This window comes from Rhodococcus sp. YL-1, from assembly GCF_001942025.1.
In the GTDB taxonomy this organism is placed as follows: domain Bacteria; phylum Actinomycetota; class Actinomycetes; order Mycobacteriales; family Mycobacteriaceae; genus Rhodococcus_F; species Rhodococcus_F qingshengii.
Window position 1 is genome coordinate 4,408,602 of record NZ_CP017299.1, and the last position, 18,929, is coordinate 4,427,530.

Genomic DNA, 18,929 nt, shown 5'->3' on the forward strand with positions numbered 1-18,929 from the left:
CGCAACACGCAGTTGCAAGGGGCCGAAAATCCGATACGACTCTCACGTACCGCGGGAACAGCCTATTATCCCCCTGCCGACCGACTCTGAGCAGGCGGGGGTAACACATTTCAGCCTACTGCGGTGATGTTCCTCGACCGAATCGCGATCCACTTCTCCCCCAGAGCGGCCGCGCGTACCAGTGCGCCCCGCTCACCGAGGTAATCCGCCACGACGCCGACCACCGGAATCTTGCCGATGATCTCGTACGGTTTTGTCCGAGACGGCCGCTTGTGCAACTCGTCCGTGATGGCACGAAAAGTCTTGGACGTGCGCCACAACGTTCCGATGAGCGCGAACGGGCGCCAGGTCTCGTCGGCGCCGCCGGCTGATTTCTCGGCGAAGTCTTCTCCGGTGAGAAGCTCTCGAGACTTCGTCTCACGCCGGCACAGCACCGACGCCAGGAGGTCCACCTGCTGATCCCGTTCGGTCACTCCGTGTTCACGGGCAACCGCAACGAGCACAACGGCCTGATTCGCGAAGGCCAGCAGGTCCTGGATCGGCAACCGATTGAGGAGGACGCCGAAGATGCCGGGAAACGCGACGGCGACGGTGTTGAGTGCACCCAACCGGGTCGTCCACCACTTCGAGCGCTGCTCGTCGGTCATCACCGACCACGCCGCCGTCCCGGGGAACTTGACGACGTCGAGGACCCAAGCGGCCGCGTCCAACACCATCGCAGCAGCGTTTCGCTCGGGATCGGTCGGCTCGAACGTCCGACGTTTGATACCGAGCGGATCGCTGTAGGCGAGGTCGAGAACCGGGTTGATCCCCCACACCGCTCGATCGAGAACCTCGACGACCTTGCGGTCCCCCAGTACGTCAGCCATCAGGCAATCGCTCCTTCGCGTCGTGCATGTGTGGTGGTTCGTTCGCGTGCCGGGCGTCCGATTCCCTCGGCGATGGCGCGCAGCTCTGCGACGGTCTTCTCGGAACCGTGTTCCGAGCCGGCCATCCGCGAGATCGTCTCTTCCATCAGCGTTCCGCCGAGGTCGTTGGCGCCGCCGTTGAGCATCATCTGCGTTCCGGTGATGCCAAGTTTGACCCAGCTGGTCTGGATATTGGGTATGCGGCCGTGCAGCATGATGCGTGCCAACGCGTGCGCAGCGCGGTTGTCCCGATTGGTCGGCCCTGGCCGTGAAGCGCCCGCCAGGTACAGGGGCGCGCTCTGGTGAACGAACGGCAGCAGCACGAACTCCGTGAATCCGCCTGTACGGTCCTGGATTCCGCGAAGAACGTTCAGGTGCCCGACCCAATGGTGCGGCTGATCGACATGCCCGTACATCATCGTCGAACTCGACCGCAGCCCCACCTCGTGGGCCGTGGTGACCACTTCGATCCATTCCGCCGTCGGCAGTTTGCCCTTGGTGAGGATCCAGCGCACCTCGTCGTCGAGGATCTCCGCTGCCGTACCGGGAATGGTGTCCAGGCCCGCCTCACGAAGGGCCGTCAGCCAATCCCTGATGCTCTCACCACTGCGCGATGCACCGTTCACGATCTCCATCGGAGAGAACGCGTGGACGTGCATCGACGGCACGCGCTTCTTGACGGCCCGGACCAGGTCGGCGTAACCGGTGACGGGAAGTTCCGGATCGATACCGCCCTGCATGCACACCTCGGTTGCGCCGGCGACGTGCGCTTCCCACGCACGGTCGGCGACCTGCTCTGCCGACAGCGTGAACGCGTCGGCGTCACCCTTGCGCTGCGCGAACGCACAGAATCGGCAGCCCGTGTAGCAGATGTTGGTGAAGTTGATGTTCCGGTTCACCACGTAGGTGACGTCCTCGCCGACGGCATCCTTGCGCAGCGCATCCGCCAGTGCCACAACGGCTTCCAGGCCCGGGCCCTCCGCCGTGGCGAGGGCCAGGTACTCGTCGTCGGAACATCCGGCCGGGTCGCGTTCGGCACTGCGGAGCGCAGCCAGCAGATCGGTGTCGACGCGAATCGGAGCACTGAGCTCGAGAACCTGTTCGCGCACGGTCTCCCAGTCGCCGAACGCACTGCCCAGGTCACTGCGGGTCTCGGTGTTGCGCCCGTCCGTGTCGATCTCGGTATTGAGATCGACGCGTCCGCTCGATTCCCACGACTCGTCCGGTTCCTGCCACGGCCGACCCACCGGCTTGGTGTCGGGCAAGGCGAGACCGGTCTTGGGATCCGCCAGCGCCTGCACGTGACCCGCAATACGCGGATCGATCCACGGAGCCCCGGCCAGGACATATGCCGGCTGAGCCGCAGTGCGTTCGGTCAGCGTGAAGCCGCCCTCGGCGCTGATCTCGGCCAAGGTCTCGAGATTCGGCCAGGGACGCTCGGGGTTGACGTGATCGGGGGTCAACGGTGATACCCCGCCCCAGTCGTCCACGCCTGCGCCGAGCAGCGCGAGGCACTCGCTGTTCGAGACGAGATTCGGCGGACTCTGGATCCGCATCGTCGGCCCGAGCAGCAGGCGTGCGACGGCGATGGCCGCGAGAAATTCGTCGAGTCCCGCATCAGGGGTATCGCGCATCGCGGTATCAGGCTTGGCCAGGAAGTTCTGAATGATCACTTCCTGGATGTGACCGAACGCCTTCTGCGACTTGCGTATCGCCATGATCGACTCGGCACGCTCGAGGAAGTTCTCCCCGATGCCCACAAGAATTCCCGTGGTGAACGGGATGTTCAGTCGGCCTGCGTCGGTCAGGGTGCGCAGCCGAACCGCCGGGTCCTTGTCCGGGCTGCCGTAGTGGCATTCACCCTTGTCGGTGAACAGGCGGGTTGCGGTCGTCTCGAGCATCATGCCCATCGACGGCGCAACGGGCTTGAGCCGCGAGAGTTCCTGCCAACTCATCACACCGGGATTCAGGTGTGGGAGCAGGCCTGTCTCCTCGAGCACCCGGATCGACATCGCACGCACGTAGTCGAGGGTGGAGTCGTAGCCGCGTTCGTCCAGCCATTGCTTGGCTTCCGGCCAGCGAGCCTCGGGGCGATCCCCCAGCGTGAACAACGCTTCCTTGCAGCCCAATTCGGCGCCTGCCCGGGCAATGTCCAAAACCTCGTCCGGTTCCAGGAACATGCCGTGCCCAGCGGCACGCAGCTTCCCCGGCACCGTGACGAATGTGCAGTAGTGGCACTTGTCCTGGCACAGACGGGTCAGCGGAATGAAAACTTTCCGCGAATACGTCACGGTGTTCGGCCGACCCGCTGCCAGCAGACCGGCATCGCGAACCTTGGCCGCCGAAGAACACAGATCGGTCAGATCGGTTCCCCGTGCCTGCAGCAGCGTTGCCGCCTCGTCGACGTTCAGGGTCGCTCCGTCGCGTGCACGACGGAGAACTCGCCGCATCGCCGACGCTGACGGGCCGGGCGACGGACTGGACGAGGCGGACGCGGAAATACCTGGCATCGGAAGCATGGTGGGTTTGCCGGAGTCATCACCAGTTCGGTTCACCTAGCGATCATGCGCCATGTGGGACGACTAGTGCCACCCGGTGCCAGAAGTAGGCGGCCTCACCGCCCCGACACCGCCTCGATCACGACGGCCGGTAGTCGTCGTCGACCGCAACCTCGACTCGTTGATCCACCACGTCAGCCACTGGCGCGTCGAGCGGAATGTCGGTCAGATCGGGTTCTTCAGGGGCGTTCGGATCTACGGGTGTCGATTGTTCGAGCGCATCTGATTCCGGAGCCTCCGGGTCGAATGTCGCATCTTGTTCGGTCATCACGTGCTCCCTTCGCGGTCGCCACACTCCACGATAGGGCCGATGTCGACAGATCGCCCCTCACTCGACCAAAGTAGTGCCCATGACTGCGCCGCAACCGCTGACCATGGCCGACCCCTTATGGCGACCCAGCACCAAAGCCCCGAGGCTGTGGGCAATCACTGCCTCACTGTTCTGGGTACCCGTCATCGTCGCCGAAATCGTCTGTGCCGTCTTGATACCCGGAATCCCGTCCTGGGTGGTCGGCACCGTATTCGCAGTCACCGTGCTCTTCGCTGCCACCTACATTCTGATGGTCCCGGCGTGGCGGTATCGCGTCCACCGATGGGAGATCAGTGACACCGCGGTGTACACCCGCACCGGCTGGTTCACCCAGGAGCGACGCATCGCACCGATCTCGCGCGTGCAGACCGTGGACACCGAGCGCGGACCGATCGACCGCATGTTGGGTCTGGCAACCGTCACGGTCACGACAGCGTCGTCGGCCGGGGCCGTGAAGATCTCCGCACTCGACCAGGAAGTCGCCGACCGCACGGTGGCTCAACTGACGGAGATCGCGGGTACCAACGTCGGAGACGCGACGTGAACGAGAAACAGTTGGGCGACCCGACCGCGATCGAGATCCCGGTAGAGGCGGAAACGGCAGCTGCCGAGGCCGCGGAAGAGGAACAGCCCTGGCTCCGCCTCGACCGACGCATGCTTCTGGTCCACCCCGTCAACGAAGTCGTCAAACTGCTCCCGGTCCTACTCGTCTCCGTAGTTCTCGGCAGCCAATCCGGAAACCACTGGTGGGGACTCGGCGTCGTCACTCTGCTCGTCATCTTCGGTTTGTTGCGGTATTTCACCACCACGTACCGAATCGGACCCGTCCACGTTCAACTGCGCACCGGGGTCTTCCAGAAAAAGCTGCTCTCCGTCCCGCGTAGCCGCATCCGATCCGTCGACGTCGAGGCCGGGGTCATGCACCGGTTGCTCGGACTGTCGATCGTGCGCATCGGTACCGGCCAGCGCGCCGGGAGCGGCCACGATTCGAACAAGTTCGAGCTCAACGCCCTGTCGACCGCCCTGGTTCCGGACCTACGCGCCGCACTGTTGGCCGGCGCCCAGCAAGCACGGCGACTGGAAACCCCGGGCACGCCGGTCGAAAGCATCACCGAACCGGTCGACACCGAAATCGGTCACTGGGAACCGAGTTGGGTTCGCTACGCCCCCTTTTCGTTCACCGGAATCGCCATCATCGCAGCCATCATCGGCATCTCGTTCCAATACGGCATCGGCACTGCCGTCGCGAAATCCTCGGCAGTGAGCGACAGCTTCGACTCACTCGAGAGCCTCGGCATCGCACTGATGGTCGTCATCGCACTCGTCGTGCTGCTGGTGCTGTCGAGTGCACTCGCCTGCGTCCAGTACCTGATCGCGTTCGGCAACATGAAACTCACCGACAACGGCCGCATCCTGCATGTCAGTCACGGCCTGTTGAAGACTCGGCAAACCACACTCGACCGCGCCCGCCTCCGTGGCACGACGCTCAAGGAACCGCTCCTGCTGCGATTGGCCCGCGGCGCGCGGCTCGACGCCATCATGACCGGGGTCAGCGCCGAGAAGAAGGAATCTTCGCTACTGCTCCCGCAGGGACCGCGCAGGGAAGCCGAGCGAGTGATGGCCACCGTGATCGGTGACTCACGCCAGGCGTCCGCCCCGCTGATCCCGCACGGCCCGGCCGCGCGGCGTCGCCGGTACACCCGAGCACTGTTCCTCGCCGCGGTGGCGTTCCTGGTCTGTGTGGCGTGCGCGGCTTCTGGACTCGATGTACCGATCTACGCGTGGTTCGGGGTCGCCGTACTCGCCATCGGTGGCACCGCCCTCGCCTACGACCGATACAAGGGCCTCGGCCACGCAGTACTACCCGGATGGTTGATCACCCGAAACGGCTCGCTCGATCGCCAGCGTCACAGTCTCGAATCCGAAGGTGTCATCGGATGGACGGTGCGCGAGACGTTCTTCCAACGACGCGCGGGAGTGGCAACCGTCGTCGCCGCGACGCCCGCCGGCACCGGAAGCTACGAGGTGATCGATCTCCCCGCCGAGAACGCGTGGGAATTGATCGAAGCCGTCACTCCGGGCGGTGGCGACGTGTGGGCAGGTCGTCGATGATGAGCCTCGCCAGCGAACCGAGACGCGATCGCTCCGGCTGGATGGTCGGAACACCGAGGAGTTCCAGCGGGGCGGCCGTCACCGGTCCGACGCAGTAGGTCGGTACCGGTCCGCGCATCGCTGCGACGAACCGCTCCAGCTCGCCCATTTCTTTCGCCGTGCTGAGCATCGAGGAGACCGCGGGGGCACTGGTGAAGGTCAGCGCGTCGATCGCACCGGAACGAACTGCAGCGACCAACGCGCGGACCGGCGACTGATCCGGCGGCCGGATCCACCGATAGACCGATACCGGAGTGACAACCGCGCCGATGTCGGCGAGGGAGGCGCTCAGGTCCGTCAACGGCTCCCATTCGGTGATGGTGCCGTGCAACTGGACTGCGATGCGCAAGCCTGCCACTCCCTCGCTTCCGAGATGTGCCAGAACTTCCTCGGACGACTCACCCGAAGGCGACCATTCCTCGCGCAGTCCGGCGCCTCGGATGGCGCCCGTCGCCTTGGGGCCGCGGGCGATGATGCGCGTGTGGGCGAGCGCCCCGAGGAACTCCTCGGTCAAACCCCACGAGGCGACGGCCTCGAGCCAACCCCTGAAGCCGATCCCGGTACTGATCACGACCAATTCCGGAGGATCGGCAATCAAAGCGGACGTCTGAGTCCTCAGGTCTCGATCGTCCACCAAGGGCAGCACATGGATCACCGGTGTCCGCACGATCTCCGCGCCTCGACGTTCGAGGAGCGTCGCAAATTCTTCGACACGCCGTTCTGCGGTCAAGGCGATAGTCGCACCCGCCAAATCATGTTCAGCCACAGGCTGAGTGTCCCTTATGCACGGGTCAGTTTCCTACGCGCGCGCCGAGAACTATTGCGAGCTGAGGGTGGCAAGTCTGTTGATCGCCACCTTGAAGAGGAAAACGGCGGCCGGCGCGATCGCACCGACCAGCAGCAGGAAGGTCAGAGGGGACGAAAGCACGAGTACGTCGCCGCCGGGGCCGCCCACCATGCACACCAAGAACCCGACGATCCAACCGGCGAGCGGCAATGCGGCCCTACCCGGCGTCGTAACCGTGCGGGCGGCGATCACCAATACGAGGTTCGCGGTCGCGGCTACGAGAATGCTGATGGGAAAAGCCGTCGTACCGAGATGAGTCGGCAAGAACAGGACGGACAACACCGCGCACAAGAATCCGTCGAAAATCAGGACGCCGAGGATGACAGGGTCGAGCCACGACAGCGACGTTCCTGTCGAGGCGTCCGTGTTGTTCTCGACGGTCGTCATGGTTTTGATAGTGGTCTATCGGTCGTCATCGCGCGAGCGCGGGGTCCCTCCCGACAAGCACCCCGGCTCGCGCCCGAAAAGCACGAAGCTGATCAGGGAACCGGCGGGAACCCGAGCAGAGTCAGCAAATGACTCTGCTGATCTGCGAATGCGTAGAGCGACCCGTAATACAAGTCGTGGTAATAACCAGCCATCGGACGCAACGAATCGACGAAGGCGACGATCTGGTTCTGCAGGTCCCAGTTGTACATTTCTTCAGCCCCCAGGCTTTGCTGTTACCGAAAGGACCACCCATCCGGTGACACGCATCACACACCACTACGGCGTCGATCGCAATGCCTGTGAGCCGACGCCCAGGTCAGCTGTGCAGCCCGCCGAACAGATCGCGCTCGCGGCCGTCCTCACCCACCGGACCGAGCGCGCCGGCGGCCAATACGAAATGCTCGACCGTCAGGATCGGTTGGACCACGTTGTTCGACAATGCGAACTCGGCTCGGCTCGGGGCTACCGTCACCTGAGTGGCGTGGGCGCTCAATGCCCTCGCCTTCGCATCGATGACGCCTCGAACGTCGATTGCCGTCGTCACGTCTGTGTCCTCGACGCTCGGCAATTCCCCGGGCTCGGGCAGACGCCAGTTCTCCGGGAACTCGGAAATCGCCGCGATGCCGCGTTCGAGTCCGCTGCGCTCGGTCACGGTCCAGTAGAACTTCGGAGTCGACCACGGCTCGCCGGTCTCGGGATACGCGGTCGTTCCTGCAGCTTCGACGGCCGCTGTCGTGATCGCGTGCGCCTGGATGTGGTCCGGGTGCCCGTAGCCGCCGTTGGGGTCGTACGTGATCACGACGTGCGGCCGAATCTCACGAATGACGGCGACCACCGCGCCGACTGCTTCGTCGAGTCGAGCATTGACAAAAGCACGGGGATCGGCGGCCGAAGGTGTGCCGATCATTCCGGAGTCGCGATACCGACCGGCATCGGCGAGGAAGCGAGGAGCGGCACTGCCCAAAGCCGACAAAGCAGCGCTCAGTTCCGCGATCCGGTAGCCACCGAGTTGATCGGCCTCGGAAGCCACGAGCCCGGCCCACGCATCACCGATCACTTCGCCTTCCTCCCCCAACGTGCAGGTGAGGACTGTGACCTCGACGCCTTCGGACGCGTATCGCGCGATGGTGCCACCGGTGGTGATCGTTTCGTCGTCCGGATGTGCGTGCACCAACAGAAGTCGCTTCGCCGACGCGGTCACTTTTCCACCCTCACCCAGTCCGTAGCGTTTCCGAATATCCCCACCTGCACCGGCCCGTCGAGGACCACGCCCTCGACTCCGGTCCCGACCGCGACCAGCGCTCGGCTCTGCACGATCGGCAAAACCGCCGCAAGATCCCACAGCCTGGGTTCCGCATCGGCGATCAACGACCCCAGATCCCCGATGCCACTGAGCGCTTCGTCGATCCGACCTTGCAACGCCGGATCACACAGCCCGGACAGGTTGCTCGGAGCCTCGACGCTTGTCGTTCGGATGGGCTCCGGTGTCTGCGACGGCGTCGGTGCGGGCACTGCCGAACTTGTTGCCGGAGTGGAAGGTGCGCTCGGGCAACTGAACCGCGAGGCCAGCGAAGTGGCCGTGTCGGCGCCTGCCCGGCTCCAACCGACGATCATGTCGACGCGTCCTGTCGTCAGGTCCTCGCCGTAGAGTTCCTCCGGCGCCACCGATTCGACGGTCGCCAGGATTCCCACGTCACGCAATTCGTCGGCAGCGGTGTTTGCCACGGCGATCGCGATGTCGTCGTTTTCGGGAGCGCCGATCAGCAGTGTCAACTGGGCGCCGTCACGGACGATCGATCCGACCGTTCCAGTGCCCGTGACGATTCCGGTGGGCGGTGCCGTCAGGTAGCCGGCTGCAGTCAGCTCGCCCAGCGCCTGCTCCCTGGTCGGTTTCGGCGGCGCGGTGGGCGCATATCCCGGATCCGACGGAGCGAGGATCTGAGCTTTCACCGGGGCCGACGCCGATTCACTCCCTGCCGCCACCACGGCGAGCAGGTCCGGATCGAGCAGTCCCAGAACACCTTTACGCACCCGAACATCCGCGAAGTTCTTGCTTCGCCCGTTCACGTTGATGTCGAGAGTGCGCGGAACGTAGGAGAATGCCGTCCTGACACCCGGGATTGCAGACAGCTGAATATCCGTGGCACTACCCGAATGAACCTGCGCCACTTGGGCATCGTCGGTACGCAGCGCATCCGCCAACTGCGCAGCCGTTCCTCCGCGTCGCAGAACTATCTGATCCGGGTCTGAAGGCTTGCCCCAGAATCGGTCGTTGCGTTCGAGCACGATTTCGTCCCGGCCGCGGTCGACCGAGCGCACGTGAAAGTGGGCTCCCGACACCGGAATCCCCTCACTCAGGCCGGTGCTGAAACCGCCGGGAGTGTCCTTGATCAGGTGGGACGGAAGAATATCGGTGAACAACTCTCGCCATGCCGGATACGGCGCACGCATCACGACGTTGACCGTTTTGCCGCCGCCGGACGAGTTCACGTCGTCGATCATCTGATAGCCCGCGGGATTGACCACACCGGGAACCGAGATCATCTGCTGCCACAGGTAGCGAAAGTCTTCTGCCGCAATGGGAGCGCCGTCCGACCATTGGGCTTCGTTGCGCAGTTGGTAGCGAATCGTGAACGGGGCCTCCGACGTCACTTCAGCGGAAACGAGGAAAGAATCGTCGATCGCCCACTCCGTCGCGCCAGGTTGTGTGGGCGAATTGATCGGGCGAAACGCACTGGGCAGTACGAGGTTGCCGACTGCGGAGTTGACCGGCGACTGATCCGCGAGCAGGTGCGGGTTGAATCCGCCTCCCACCTCGTCGATTGCCACAGTGACCTGCTTCATCGCCGGAACGACCGGAGTCGGTGTGGGCTTGACGGTTTCGGTGCTCTCGACCGGAGGCGGCGGATCGGCTGTACATGCAGTCAGTGACAACGCCGTCACTGCCACTGCCAACGCCAGGTAGCGACGTCCTGAGGCCACAGACAATTCCTTCCGTACGGGGCCGCGTCGCCCCTTCGCACTCGATTTCCAGGCAGAACTTTGCCTGGAAACCATGAAGGCGAATGTACCTTTCCGCCGAAAACTCGGCTGAAAGGCACATCCGCCTGTCAGGTTGTAACCGACGAAAGACTACAGAGCAGCCTTGTCGCGTGCCTTACTACGTGAACGCTCGCGAGCGCGCTCGGTTGCGTTGAGGTGCACCTTGCGGACGCGAACGTCCTCCGGGGTGACCTCGACGCACTCGTCGCTGGAGCAGAACTCCATCGCTGCTTCGAGTTCGAGCTTGATCGGCTTTGCGAGGGTCTCCATCACGTCTGCGGACGACTGACGCATGTTGGTCAGCTTCTTCTCGCGGGTGACGTTGATGTCGAGGTCTTCCTGACGCGGGTTGATACCGACGACGTGTCCCTCGTAGGTGTCTGCGCCGGGCTCGACGAAGAAGGTTCCACGGTCGGCCAACTGGATCATGGCGAACGGCGTCACCGTGCCGGAGCGGTCCGAGACGAGCGAGCCGGTGTGGCGCGCACGGATCTCGCCGGCCCACGGGCCGTATCCGTCGAACACGGCGTTGGCGATACCGGTTCCGCGGGTTTCCGTGAGGAAGTCCGTGCGGAAGCCGATGAGGCCACGCGAAGGAACGATGAACTCCATGCGAACCCAGCCTGCGCCGTGGTTCGACATCTGGACCATCTTGCCCTTGCGGTTGGCCAGGAGCTGCGTGATGGCGCCGAGGTACTCCTCGGGGCTGTCGATGGTCAGCTCTTCGAAAGGCTCGTGAACCTTGCCGTCGACGAGCTGCGTGACAACCTGCGGCTTACCGACGGTGAGTTCGAAGCCTTCACGACGCATCTGCTCGACGAGGATGGCGAGCGCGAGCTCTCCACGACCCTGGACCTCCCACGCATCGGGGCGACCGATGTCGAGGACCTTGAGCGAGACGTTACCGACGAGCTCCTGGTCCAGGCGGGACTTGACCATGCGTGCAGTCAGCTTGTGACCCTTGACGCGACCGACGAGCGGTGACGTGTTGGTGCCGATCGTGACCGAGATTGCCGGCTGGTCGACGGTGATGCGGGGCAGTGCGACCGGGTTCTCCAGATCGGCGAGGGTGTCGCCGATCATGATGTCCGGGAATCCTGCGACGGCGCAGATGTCGCCGGCGACGGCGACCTCACCGGGAACGCGCTCGACACCGATGGTCGTGAGGAGTTCGGTGATCTTGGTCTTCGTGACGACGGGCTCGCCGTCGACCTCGCGGCACCAGGACACGGTCTGGCCCTTGCGCAGCTCGCCGTTGTGGATGCGAACGAGTGCGAGGCGACCGAGGAATGCGGATGCGTCGAGGTTGGTGACGTGAGCCTGCAGCGGTGCGTCGACCGAGCCCTTCGGCGCGGGGACGTACTCCATCAGCACCTGGAAGAGTGCGGTGAGGTCCTCGGCGTCGGGAGCCTTGCCGTTCTCGGGCTGCACGGTCGATGCCTTGCCTTCGCGACCGGACGCGTAGAGGACGGGAAGTTCGAGTGCGAGCTCAGCGGCTTCGGCGGCCTCGTCGGACAGGTCCGATGCGAGGTCGAGGAGCAGGTCCTGAGCCTCGGTGACAACCTCTTCGATGCGGGCGTCGGGTCGGTCCGTCTTGTTGACGACCAGGATGACGGGCAGCGAAGCGGCGAGTGCCTTGCGCAGCACGAAACGCGTCTGCGGCAGGGGTCCCTCGGAAGCATCGACGAGCAGGACGACGCCGTCGACCATGGACAGGCCGCGCTCGACCTCGCCACCGAAGTCGGCGTGGCCGGGGGTGTCGATGACGTTGATGACGGTGATGGAACCGTCTTCGTTGACCTTATGTACTGCGGTGTTCTTCGCGAGAATGGTGATGCCCTTCTCGCGTTCGAGGTCGCCGGAGTCCATAACGCGATCGACCAGCTCGGCGCGCTCCTCGAACGCGCCGGACTGACGAAGCATGGCGTCGACGAGGGTGGTCTTGCCGTGGTCGACGTGTGCGACGATGGCAACGTTACGGAAGCTGGTGATGGTCACGCGATGGCTCTCCTGGCTGAGTTGATTCGGCCACGCGAAAGTCAAGTCGCACGGCTCTTCTGGTGGCCGCTGCACGAGTGTGTGATCCGAATCAGGGCACGAATCGCCTGAGAAGGCACCGCGGCCTAGTAAATACTACTCGCTCCGGGCTGATACTCCTGCATTGTGCGGCCTCTATCACCGCCCCCACCAGCGAATAGTGATCTGCACCACGCCGATGCGCGTAGGATTACGACCTGGAGAAACAGGTAATTTAAGGGTACGCTAACCTCGTTCCAAGAGCGGGCTCTCCGCCGTAGTGAAACAGGAAAGCCGCAGCGTCACATGGGAAAAGTCAAGGCAAGCAAGGTCTCGCAGCTCAAGCCGAAGAAGAAGTGCTGCCGCAAGAAGACGCGGTGCATCAAGTGTCCCGTCGTCATCATGCGGATGAAGAAGCTCGAGAACGAGGGCGCATCCAAGAAGGAACTGAAAGCGGGTCTCAAGAAGGCTCGTGCGGCGTAAGCGCGCTCAATTCCGCGAGTAACTCGGGGATCCAGGCTCGATCGTTGTCCACCAGATCCATCGACAACAGTTCTTCGGCGTCGACCCATGTCAATTGAGCATGGTCGAGCGCGACCGGTTCTCCCGACACCAACTCCGCCCGGTAGGCCCGCAGGACCAACCCCGGCGACAGTGGCACGTCGACGCCGATTCTGGCGCCGCATCTCACCTCGACCGCCAGTTCCTCGAGCAGCTCCCGCGCCAACGCGTTCTGTGGCGATTCGAATTCTTCGACCTTCCCGCCCGGCAGCTCCCAACGACCGGCCAAAGCCGGCGGACTCGTCCGCTGCGCGAGGAGCAGCCTTCCCTCGCGGAAGATCGCACCGGCGACAACTTCCCGATCCCTTGCAGGTGCATCACTCATCGCACCATGATGGAGTATGGCCACTTTGTTGTCCGACTCCGCGATCCAAAACGCTCTCGACGAACTGCCCGCCTGGCAACTGTCGCCAGGGTCGATCACTCGCACGGTCGACTCCGCGACATTCCCGGACGCCATCGCACTTCTTCAACGCATCGCGGCAGTCGCCGAGGCCGCGGATCATCATCCCGACATCGACGTTCGCTGGCGAAAGGTCACGTACACGCTTTCGACACACTCGGCGGGCGGTCTCACGGAACTGGACTTCGACCTTGCCCGTCGAATTGACGTACTCGTCGACGATTCGGTCCGTTTCGACTGATCTTCGAGTGAACAAACCTCGCAATCTGACGTAACAGTTGCATCAACTTTCACATAGATCACTTCAGTCACAGGTATGGTCGCCGTAAATCACGATCGAGGCCGGTCATGCCATAGACTCCCCCCGGTGCGTAGCTGCTCAGCAACTGAACAGCTGTACAACCCGGGGGCTCTGTACATAGAGTGACCCCTCGAGCCGTCAAACGCGGAGCTCGCCTAGGCGCCCGCGCGGTATGACTAAGGATGGGGAAACAGTGCTTCGAACCCGAGGTATGCGAAAGGCGTTCACCGCCGTCGCTATTGCCGCAGTAGCAGGACTGGCATTGCCGGCACAGGCAATGGCCGATCCGGCAGCACCGCCCGCACCCGAAAGTGTGCCGATCGAGTTCCTCGCATCGTTTGCGCCCGCCATCATCGGCGCCGCCGCAGGTCCGGCCGATGTTGCAGGCGGACCGCAGCAAGCGTTGCTCGACCAGGCTCGCGCGATCCTGAACTCCCCCGGCATTCCGCCCGAGATCAAGGCCACCCTCGAGAAGGTCATCACCTTCCTCGACGGCAGCGGCGGCGGCGGACCGGCGATCCCGGACGAGAACGCCCCCGTCATCGCGCAGTTCCTCTACCCGACGCTTGGCAAGGGCTGCATCTCGGCCACCGCCGATTCGGTCGGAACCGCACTTGCCGTTCCCGGCCCGGCTCACCTGCCTCCTCCCGGTCCCGCTGCCGGTCAGGCCGGATTCGTCTTCACCGCTCTCGGTACGGCTCCCGCCGTCGACGACCAGCCGGTGCCGATGACCGTCACCTGGGTCAACATCGACAACCAGCGCAGCGCCACCCAGAACTTGACCAACGCCGCACGCATCAACCCGGACGGCCCAGCCACTCTGTCGGCTATCGCCGATACCGGCCCCGGACGCGTTCTCTCGGTGATCAGCGGTTCGCTGACCACCCAGCCGGAAGGCGCAGATCGCATCACCTGCAGCTTCCTTCCGACCGTGGGCATGTTCGCGGTAGCTTGATCGAAGTCTTGTGAAAGGGACCCACCGAATTTCGGTGGGTCCCTTTTGCATCTCCGATCACCGTGATAGACCCGATAGATGGGACATCTACGAGTGGACATCACGCACGGTCGTCCAGAGAAGAAATCCGGCCCAGACCAGTCGGTACGGTCACACAAGTCGACGCGATCGATACTGTCCATCCGATCCGAGGGGTCCATTCTCTCGATCGGATCGGCGTACTCGATCCTGTCGATCGGTAGCGTCGGCTCTTTTCTTTCGATCGGAAGCATCGGGTCTACGGCGTCGGTCCTGAGTTCGGGCTCGTTCGCCAGTCTCGGGTCCGCGCTGTCCGGTCTCTCACGTTGGTCACTGCTCTCCTGGCGTGGAAATCATGCAGCCCCCGAAGAACACCCGAAACTTGTTGTCATTGCGCCGGAATCGGATTCGAGCGATCCGGACCGCTCACTACGATCCGTCTCGCACTCTCAGACCTGATTCGGTCGCGGCCATTCGCGGCCTTCCAGCGCTTCGACCGAGGTATTGAATTGCCGCAGTAGGTCACCGAGCGCGAGACGCTGCTCCGGCGTCCACTCGCGGAGGACCTTTTCGACACCGGCTGTCGAATGTTCGCGATCAGCACGAAGTTTCGACAGCCCCTGCGCCGTCGGCCGGACCTTTCGCGCGAGCCCTCCGTCCGGATCCTCCACTCGCTCCACCAAGCCCTGACGCCTCAGCGCGCCGATCTGCCGGTTGATGGTGGAGATGTCGAGCGAGAAAGCGCAGGAGAGTTCCTTGAGGCTCATGGGATGTTGAAATTCCAGTCGACCGAGCAGTAGATACGCCGACCGGTCCAGATGAAGTTCGGCCCGTTGTGCGAGCGCGTGGTAACGCGAGAGCAGAGTCAACTCGTACTCGATATTCACCAGATCAGGGTCCCGGTCCATCCTCATATTGTGCAGACTACACACGATGTGTAGCGTGCACACTGGGGCGAACGCACCAATCAGAACACGCCATGGCGGGAGCCGCATGTCCGTTCACGCAGGGTCGTCCAATGTCGACGAGAAAATCCCCGACACGAACTACGCATCCTCGGGTCCAGTGCTCACCGTTCTAGGACTGTGCGGAATCGTCGTCGCCTTGATGCAGACGCTGGTAGTCCCCATCATTCCGCAATTGCCGCACCTGCTGAACTCCACTCCCGCCGACACCTCGTGGGCGGTCACCGCAACACTCCTCGCCGCCGCGGTGATCACGCCGATCAGCGGGCGCCTCGGCGACATGTTCGGCAAGAAACGAATGCTGCTGGTCAGTCTCGCGATGGTCGTTCTGGGCTCGGCCATCTGCGCGATCGCACCTTCACTGATCGTGCTCGTTGTCGGCCGTGCACTTCAAGGAGCATCGGTCGGGGCAATTCCATTGGGCATAGCCATCATTCGTGACGTTCTTCCACCGAAGAAAGTGGCCGGCGCCATGGCGGTCATGAGCGCCACCCTCGGCGTCGGCGGTGCGATCGGACTGCCGATCGCCGCGGTGATCGCCCAGAATGCCAACTGGCACTTCCTCTTCGTCACATCGGCAGCGTTCGGGCTGATCTGCATCGCACTGGTTGCGTTCGTCATTCCCGAATCGACCGTACGACGCCCGGGACGTTTCGACTTCGTCGGTGCGCTCGGCCTCACCGTTGGTCTGATCACCCTGTTACTCCCCATCACCAAGGGCGGAACCTGGGGATGGGGCGACGCGAAAACCCTGGGGCTCCTTGCGGTTTCCGCGCTCAGCTTCCTGGTGTGGGGATGGTGGGAACTTCGACGCAACGCACCGCTGGTGGACCTCCGCGTATCGGCCCGGCCGCAAGTTCTCTTCACCAACTTCGCGTCGATCGCCGTCGGTTTTGCCATGTACGGCAATTCCCTGACGCTCCCCCAACTGCTCATGGCACCGACGTCCACCGGTTACGGACTCGGACTGTCCATGGTTGCAGCGGGACTCGCACTGGCCCCCGGCGGACTCGTCATGATGGCGCTCTCGCCCGTCTCTGCTCGAATTTCGGCTTGGCGCGGCCCGCGAATCACGTTGATGCTCGGCGCCCTCGTCATCGGATTGGGTTACGCCTTCGCATATTTCACGGTGTCGAGCGTCTGGCAGGTCGCCGTGGCCGGAATGTTCATCGGAGCGGGCGTCGGGCTCTCGTACTCGGCCATGCCGGCCTTGATCATGGGCGCAGTCCCCATCACGGAATCTGCAGCCGCGAACGGACTGAACTCACTGATGCGATCGATCGGCACGTCGACGTCTGCCGCGATCGTGAGCGTCGTCCTGGCCGGAATGACCATCACCGTCGGCACCGCAGTGATCCCCTCGTTCGAGGCGTTTCGTGCCACGTTCCTGATCTCCATCGCCGCCGCCGTCGTGACGATGGTGTTCGCCGGGTTGATTCCCAAACAGAAAGTCTCGTAGGGGAATCAACCCGGCGGAGGACTCACTTCTCCGAAGAGCCTTCGATGCTGCCCGTCTGCAACTTCGACAGAAGTGTGTAGATGAAATTGATGATGATATCCACGTGGTGCCCTCTCACATAACGGGTCCCCGACCCGCCAACGACGGTACCGCAGAACCCTCCTGCATCGAATCGCCGACAATCAATTCTGCAACGTGTTCTAATTTGAGGCGACGACTACCCGAGGAGCCTTTCATGACCTGGACACGCACCGAACTCGAAGACGCCTTCGCGGGTTACCAGAACACCGTTGTCGAGTGCACTCGTTCCGGCGATTGGAACGCCTTCGCGGACATGTTCACCGAGGACGTCGTCTACGTGGAACACGCTTTCGGCACCCTCAATGGCCGAGAGGCCGTACGCAAGTGGGTCACTCGCACGATGACGGAGTTCCCGGGGCACCGCATGACCGAATTCCCGGCCAACTGGTTCGTGGTCGACGAGCAGCGCGGATGGATCGTGTGCGAGATCGACAACCCGATGGAGGATCCGGGTGACGGATCCAAGCACGGAGCCGCCAACATCACGATCCTGCATTACGCCGGCAACGGACTGTGGTCTCGCGAAGAAGACGCCTACAACCCGATGAACTTCCTGTCGATGGCAAAAGCATGGTGCCTCGCCGCGGAAGCGGCGGGCACCCTCCCCGACGACGCCAAGGCCTGGCTCGCCAAATTCGGCGCTATGGTGCGATAGATCCTGTCGGCAACGAGGATCCGACCGGCTGGGCCGGACCGACCGCACCGGCCAACGACCACTGCCCGTAGTCCCGAGTGAGGATCGAGTTCAGATCCACGCCGACGCCGTCGACCTTGCGCTTGTCGATCTCGAACTGATGCAGGTTTGCCCGCGGGTGCACATACCCTGCGGGCGAGCCCCAGTTGTGCTGCCAGAACCAGGTTCCGACGCCGGCACTGATCATTGCGTCGATCACGCGAGTGTTTCCGTAGACGCCGAGCGCTCCGTTGCCGACAACCGAGGCCCACCCCTCGAGGTACGGCGTGATCAGCGTAGTGATTTCAGTAGTGGTCGGGTTGTCGTCGATCGACGCGTAGATCGGCCGACCGGACGGCCCACCAGCCGCCGCATGTAGTTCGAGGCCACGGGCAGCATGACGCTTGCCCGCTTCGCGGGCCCCGCGCCAGTCCGCCGTTCCGCCCTTGCCGAATTGATAGCAAGAAACGACTTGAAGTCCGGCCGCGGTCAACGCGTCGGTTTCCCGCGCCAGTACGGGCTTGCCGACCATCCAATCGGCGCCCGGGCGCCTGTCCGAGACGTATCGAATGGCGCCCGCATACCCGGCGGCCTTTATCGCCTGAGCGGACGGCACACCGGCGGCGTAATCGAGCAGGGTCCCGAGCGAACCGGCATTGGCCACCGACGTCGTACCGCTCAATGCAGCGAGTCCGGCAGCCGCCGATCCAGCCGCTGCGTACTTGAAGAGGTTTCTTCGCGAGACGTGCACAAAGCTCCGATCATCGGCGTGTCCCGCTCGAAGTGGCGGGCAGGCAAGCTATCTTCTTTCGCTCGCATTCCACCACAGTCACATCAACCCCGCCATGCACTTGGCCAACAATGCTCACATTGTCACCAAATTGGACGCCTGACAGACAACAGTGGCCCCCGAAGGCATCGCCTTCGGGGGCCACTGAGTCGGCCTAGCGGCCGGAAGCTATCAGCTGAGCGAGGTGAAGAAGCTCAGAGCGCTGAAGAGATCAGACGCGTTGCTGAAGAAGTCGTTGAGGAAGGTGAAGGCATCCGAGAATTCTGCGCTGCTCATGCGATGTGCTCCTGTCGAAGATACGGTCCAGAGGATTGCCGCCACGTGAGTGGCTGCTGGCGATAAGAGTAGAGGCCTTCCGTTACTTCCGCGACACCAAATGTGTCCGGGACGTTACATTTCGACCCCTTCGGGGCGCGGACATACACACAGGTAACACCCACCGGCAGTGATCAAACTGTCACC

Annotated in this window: 20 protein-coding genes; 8 read left to right on the plus strand and 12 right to left on the minus strand. The window is 63.5% G+C overall.

Going from position 1 to position 18,929, the window contains the following annotated elements; translation table 11 throughout:
• Positions 1–110: 110 nt before the first annotated feature.
• The 3 genes from BH682_RS20275 to BH682_RS20285 all read right to left on the minus strand — a co-directional run bounded on the left by BH682_RS20275 (position 111) and on the right by BH682_RS20285 (position 3,734).
• Complete coding sequence (locus tag BH682_RS20275; protein WP_003945247.1) at positions 111–869, minus strand: hypothetical protein; 759 nt, start codon at positions 867–869, stop codon at positions 111–113.
• On the minus strand, positions 869–3,427 hold the full coding sequence (locus BH682_RS20280; RefSeq protein ID WP_020970220.1) for a bifunctional FO biosynthesis protein CofGH: 2,559 nt from the start codon (positions 3,425–3,427) through the stop codon (positions 869–871). The genes BH682_RS20275 and BH682_RS20280 overlap by 1 nt, the downstream gene beginning before the upstream one ends.
• Positions 3,428–3,545: 118 nt before the next feature.
• Entirely contained in the window at positions 3,546–3,734 is a 189-nt protein-coding gene (locus tag BH682_RS20285) for a hypothetical protein (RefSeq protein ID WP_003945217.1), read from the minus strand.
• 82 nt (positions 3,735–3,816) lie between these two features.
• Between BH682_RS20285 and BH682_RS20290 the strand changes: the two genes are divergently transcribed.
• Together BH682_RS20290 and BH682_RS20295 are read left to right on the plus strand one after the other, a co-directional pair.
• Positions 3,817–4,320 carry a PH domain-containing protein gene (locus BH682_RS20290; RefSeq protein WP_007726268.1) on the plus strand — a complete coding sequence of 168 codons (504 nt, stop codon included), beginning with the start codon at positions 3,817–3,819 and terminating at the stop codon, positions 4,318–4,320.
• On the plus strand, positions 4,317–5,888 hold the full coding sequence (locus tag BH682_RS20295) for a PH domain-containing protein (protein ID WP_081377527.1): 1,572 nt from the start codon (positions 4,317–4,319) through the stop codon (positions 5,886–5,888). The genes BH682_RS20290 and BH682_RS20295 overlap by 4 nt, the downstream gene beginning before the upstream one ends.
• Here the strand turns inward: BH682_RS20295 and BH682_RS20300 are convergent.
• From BH682_RS20300 to typA, 6 genes are all read right to left on the minus strand, one after another.
• Positions 5,848–6,693, minus strand: coding sequence for a uroporphyrinogen-III synthase (locus tag BH682_RS20300; RefSeq protein WP_007726271.1), 846 nt, complete (start codon positions 6,691–6,693; stop codon positions 5,848–5,850). The two genes, BH682_RS20295 and BH682_RS20300, sit on opposite strands and share 41 nt — an antisense overlap.
• Before the next feature lie 51 nt (positions 6,694–6,744).
• Entirely contained in the window at positions 6,745–7,161 is a 417-nt protein-coding gene (locus tag BH682_RS20305) for a hypothetical protein (RefSeq protein WP_030536224.1), read from the minus strand.
• Between the two features lie 92 nt (positions 7,162–7,253).
• Positions 7,254–7,412: a hypothetical protein gene (locus tag BH682_RS36410; RefSeq protein WP_003945210.1), complete on the minus strand. Its 159-nt coding sequence runs from the start codon at positions 7,410–7,412 to the stop codon at positions 7,254–7,256.
• Between the two features lie 107 nt (positions 7,413–7,519).
• On the minus strand, positions 7,520–8,404 hold the full coding sequence (gene mshB / locus BH682_RS20310) for an N-acetyl-1-D-myo-inositol-2-amino-2-deoxy-alpha-D-glucopyranoside deacetylase (protein ID WP_075833906.1): 885 nt from the start codon (positions 8,402–8,404) through the stop codon (positions 7,520–7,522).
• On the minus strand, positions 8,401–10,185 hold the full coding sequence (locus BH682_RS20315; RefSeq protein ID WP_007726274.1) for an ABC transporter family substrate-binding protein: 1,785 nt from the start codon (positions 10,183–10,185) through the stop codon (positions 8,401–8,403). The genes mshB and BH682_RS20315 overlap by 4 nt, the downstream gene beginning before the upstream one ends.
• Before the next feature lie 150 nt (positions 10,186–10,335).
• Positions 10,336–12,243 (minus strand): translational GTPase TypA, encoded by a 1,908-nt coding sequence (gene typA / locus BH682_RS20320; protein ID WP_007726276.1) that lies wholly within the window; start codon positions 12,241–12,243, stop codon positions 10,336–10,338.
• A 324-nt stretch (positions 12,244–12,567) separates the two neighbouring features.
• Here typA and BH682_RS36415 point away from each other — a divergent pair, with 324 nt between their 5' ends.
• Positions 12,568–12,744 (plus strand): hypothetical protein, encoded by a 177-nt coding sequence (locus BH682_RS36415; RefSeq protein ID WP_003945207.1) that lies wholly within the window; start codon positions 12,568–12,570, stop codon positions 12,742–12,744.
• Here BH682_RS36415 and BH682_RS20325 read toward each other — a convergent pair.
• Complete coding sequence (locus BH682_RS20325; RefSeq protein ID WP_007726279.1) at positions 12,722–13,147, minus strand: (deoxy)nucleoside triphosphate pyrophosphohydrolase; 426 nt, start codon at positions 13,145–13,147, stop codon at positions 12,722–12,724. The two genes, BH682_RS36415 and BH682_RS20325, sit on opposite strands and share 23 nt — an antisense overlap.
• A 16-nt stretch (positions 13,148–13,163) precedes the next feature.
• Between BH682_RS20325 and BH682_RS20330 the strand changes: the two genes are divergently transcribed.
• The 3 genes from BH682_RS20330 (at position 13,164) to BH682_RS20340 (ending at position 14,958) form a co-directional block, all read left to right on the plus strand.
• The gene (locus BH682_RS20330; RefSeq protein WP_003945236.1) at positions 13,164–13,466 is read left to right on the plus strand and encodes a 4a-hydroxytetrahydrobiopterin dehydratase; all 303 of its coding nucleotides are present in this window, start codon (positions 13,164–13,166) and stop codon (positions 13,464–13,466) included.
• Between the two features lie 271 nt (positions 13,467–13,737).
• On the plus strand, positions 13,738–14,481 hold the full coding sequence (locus tag BH682_RS20335) for an Rv1157c family protein (RefSeq protein WP_003945233.1): 744 nt from the start codon (positions 13,738–13,740) through the stop codon (positions 14,479–14,481).
• A 78-nt stretch (positions 14,482–14,559) separates the two neighbouring features.
• Positions 14,560–14,958 carry a hypothetical protein gene (locus tag BH682_RS20340; protein ID WP_075833909.1) on the plus strand — a complete coding sequence of 133 codons (399 nt, stop codon included), beginning with the start codon at positions 14,560–14,562 and terminating at the stop codon, positions 14,956–14,958.
• On the opposite strand, the gene BH682_RS20345 is transcribed toward BH682_RS20340, so the two are convergent.
• Positions 14,949–15,407: a MarR family winged helix-turn-helix transcriptional regulator gene (locus BH682_RS20345; RefSeq protein ID WP_083954698.1), complete on the minus strand. Its 459-nt coding sequence runs from the start codon at positions 15,405–15,407 to the stop codon at positions 14,949–14,951. The two genes, BH682_RS20340 and BH682_RS20345, sit on opposite strands and share 10 nt — an antisense overlap.
• A gap of 85 nt (positions 15,408–15,492) precedes the next feature.
• Here BH682_RS20345 and BH682_RS20350 point away from each other — a divergent pair, with 85 nt between their 5' ends.
• Entirely contained in the window at positions 15,493–16,923 is a 1,431-nt protein-coding gene (locus BH682_RS20350; protein WP_054188751.1) for an MFS transporter, read from the plus strand.
• A 235-nt stretch (positions 16,924–17,158) separates the two neighbouring features.
• Positions 17,159–17,659, plus strand: a complete 501-nt coding sequence (locus BH682_RS20355) for a nuclear transport factor 2 family protein (RefSeq protein WP_007726289.1) — start codon at positions 17,159–17,161, stop codon at positions 17,657–17,659.
• Here the strand turns inward: BH682_RS20355 and BH682_RS20360 are convergent.
• A complete protein-coding gene (locus BH682_RS20360) occupies positions 17,646–18,428 on the minus strand; it encodes a DUF1906 domain-containing protein (protein ID WP_030536231.1) in 783 nt (260 codons plus the stop codon). The genes BH682_RS20355 and BH682_RS20360 overlap by 14 nt on opposite strands.
• Between the last annotated feature and the right edge of the window lie 501 nt (positions 18,429–18,929).

Bases quoted from the DNA above. Each gene is read 5' to 3' on its own strand.
- BH682_RS20280 (WP_020970220.1), bottom strand. From the start codon at position 3,427: ATGCTTCCGATGCCAGGTATTTCCGCGTCCGCCTCGTCCAGTCCGTCG.
- BH682_RS20355 (WP_007726289.1), top strand. From the start codon at position 17,159: ATGACCTGGACACGCACCGAACTCGAAGACGCCTTCGCGGGTTACCAG.
- BH682_RS20330 (WP_003945236.1), top strand. From the start codon at position 13,164: ATGGCCACTTTGTTGTCCGACTCCGCGATCCAAAACGCTCTCGACGAA.
- BH682_RS20305 (WP_030536224.1), bottom strand. From the start codon at position 7,161: ATGACGACCGTCGAGAACAACACGGACGCCTCGACAGGAACGTCGCTG.
- BH682_RS20340 (WP_075833909.1), top strand. From the start codon at position 14,560: ATGGGACATCTACGAGTGGACATCACGCACGGTCGTCCAGAGAAGAAA.
- BH682_RS36410 (WP_003945210.1), bottom strand. From the start codon at position 7,412: ATGTACAACTGGGACCTGCAGAACCAGATCGTCGCCTTCGTCGATTCG.
- BH682_RS20285 (WP_003945217.1), bottom strand. From the start codon at position 3,734: ATGACCGAACAAGATGCGACATTCGACCCGGAGGCTCCGGAATCAGAT.
- BH682_RS36415 (WP_003945207.1), top strand. From the start codon at position 12,568: ATGGGAAAAGTCAAGGCAAGCAAGGTCTCGCAGCTCAAGCCGAAGAAG.
- BH682_RS20275 (WP_003945247.1), bottom strand. From the start codon at position 869: ATGGCTGACGTACTGGGGGACCGCAAGGTCGTCGAGGTTCTCGATCGA.
- BH682_RS20350 (WP_054188751.1), top strand. From the start codon at position 15,493: ATGTCCGTTCACGCAGGGTCGTCCAATGTCGACGAGAAAATCCCCGAC.
- BH682_RS20335 (WP_003945233.1), top strand. From the start codon at position 13,738: ATGCGAAAGGCGTTCACCGCCGTCGCTATTGCCGCAGTAGCAGGACTG.
- BH682_RS20325 (WP_007726279.1), bottom strand. From the start codon at position 13,147: ATGAGTGATGCACCTGCAAGGGATCGGGAAGTTGTCGCCGGTGCGATC.
- BH682_RS20290 (WP_007726268.1), top strand. From the start codon at position 3,817: ATGACTGCGCCGCAACCGCTGACCATGGCCGACCCCTTATGGCGACCC.
- BH682_RS20345 (WP_083954698.1), bottom strand. From the start codon at position 15,407: ATGGACCGGGACCCTGATCTGGTGAATATCGAGTACGAGTTGACTCTG.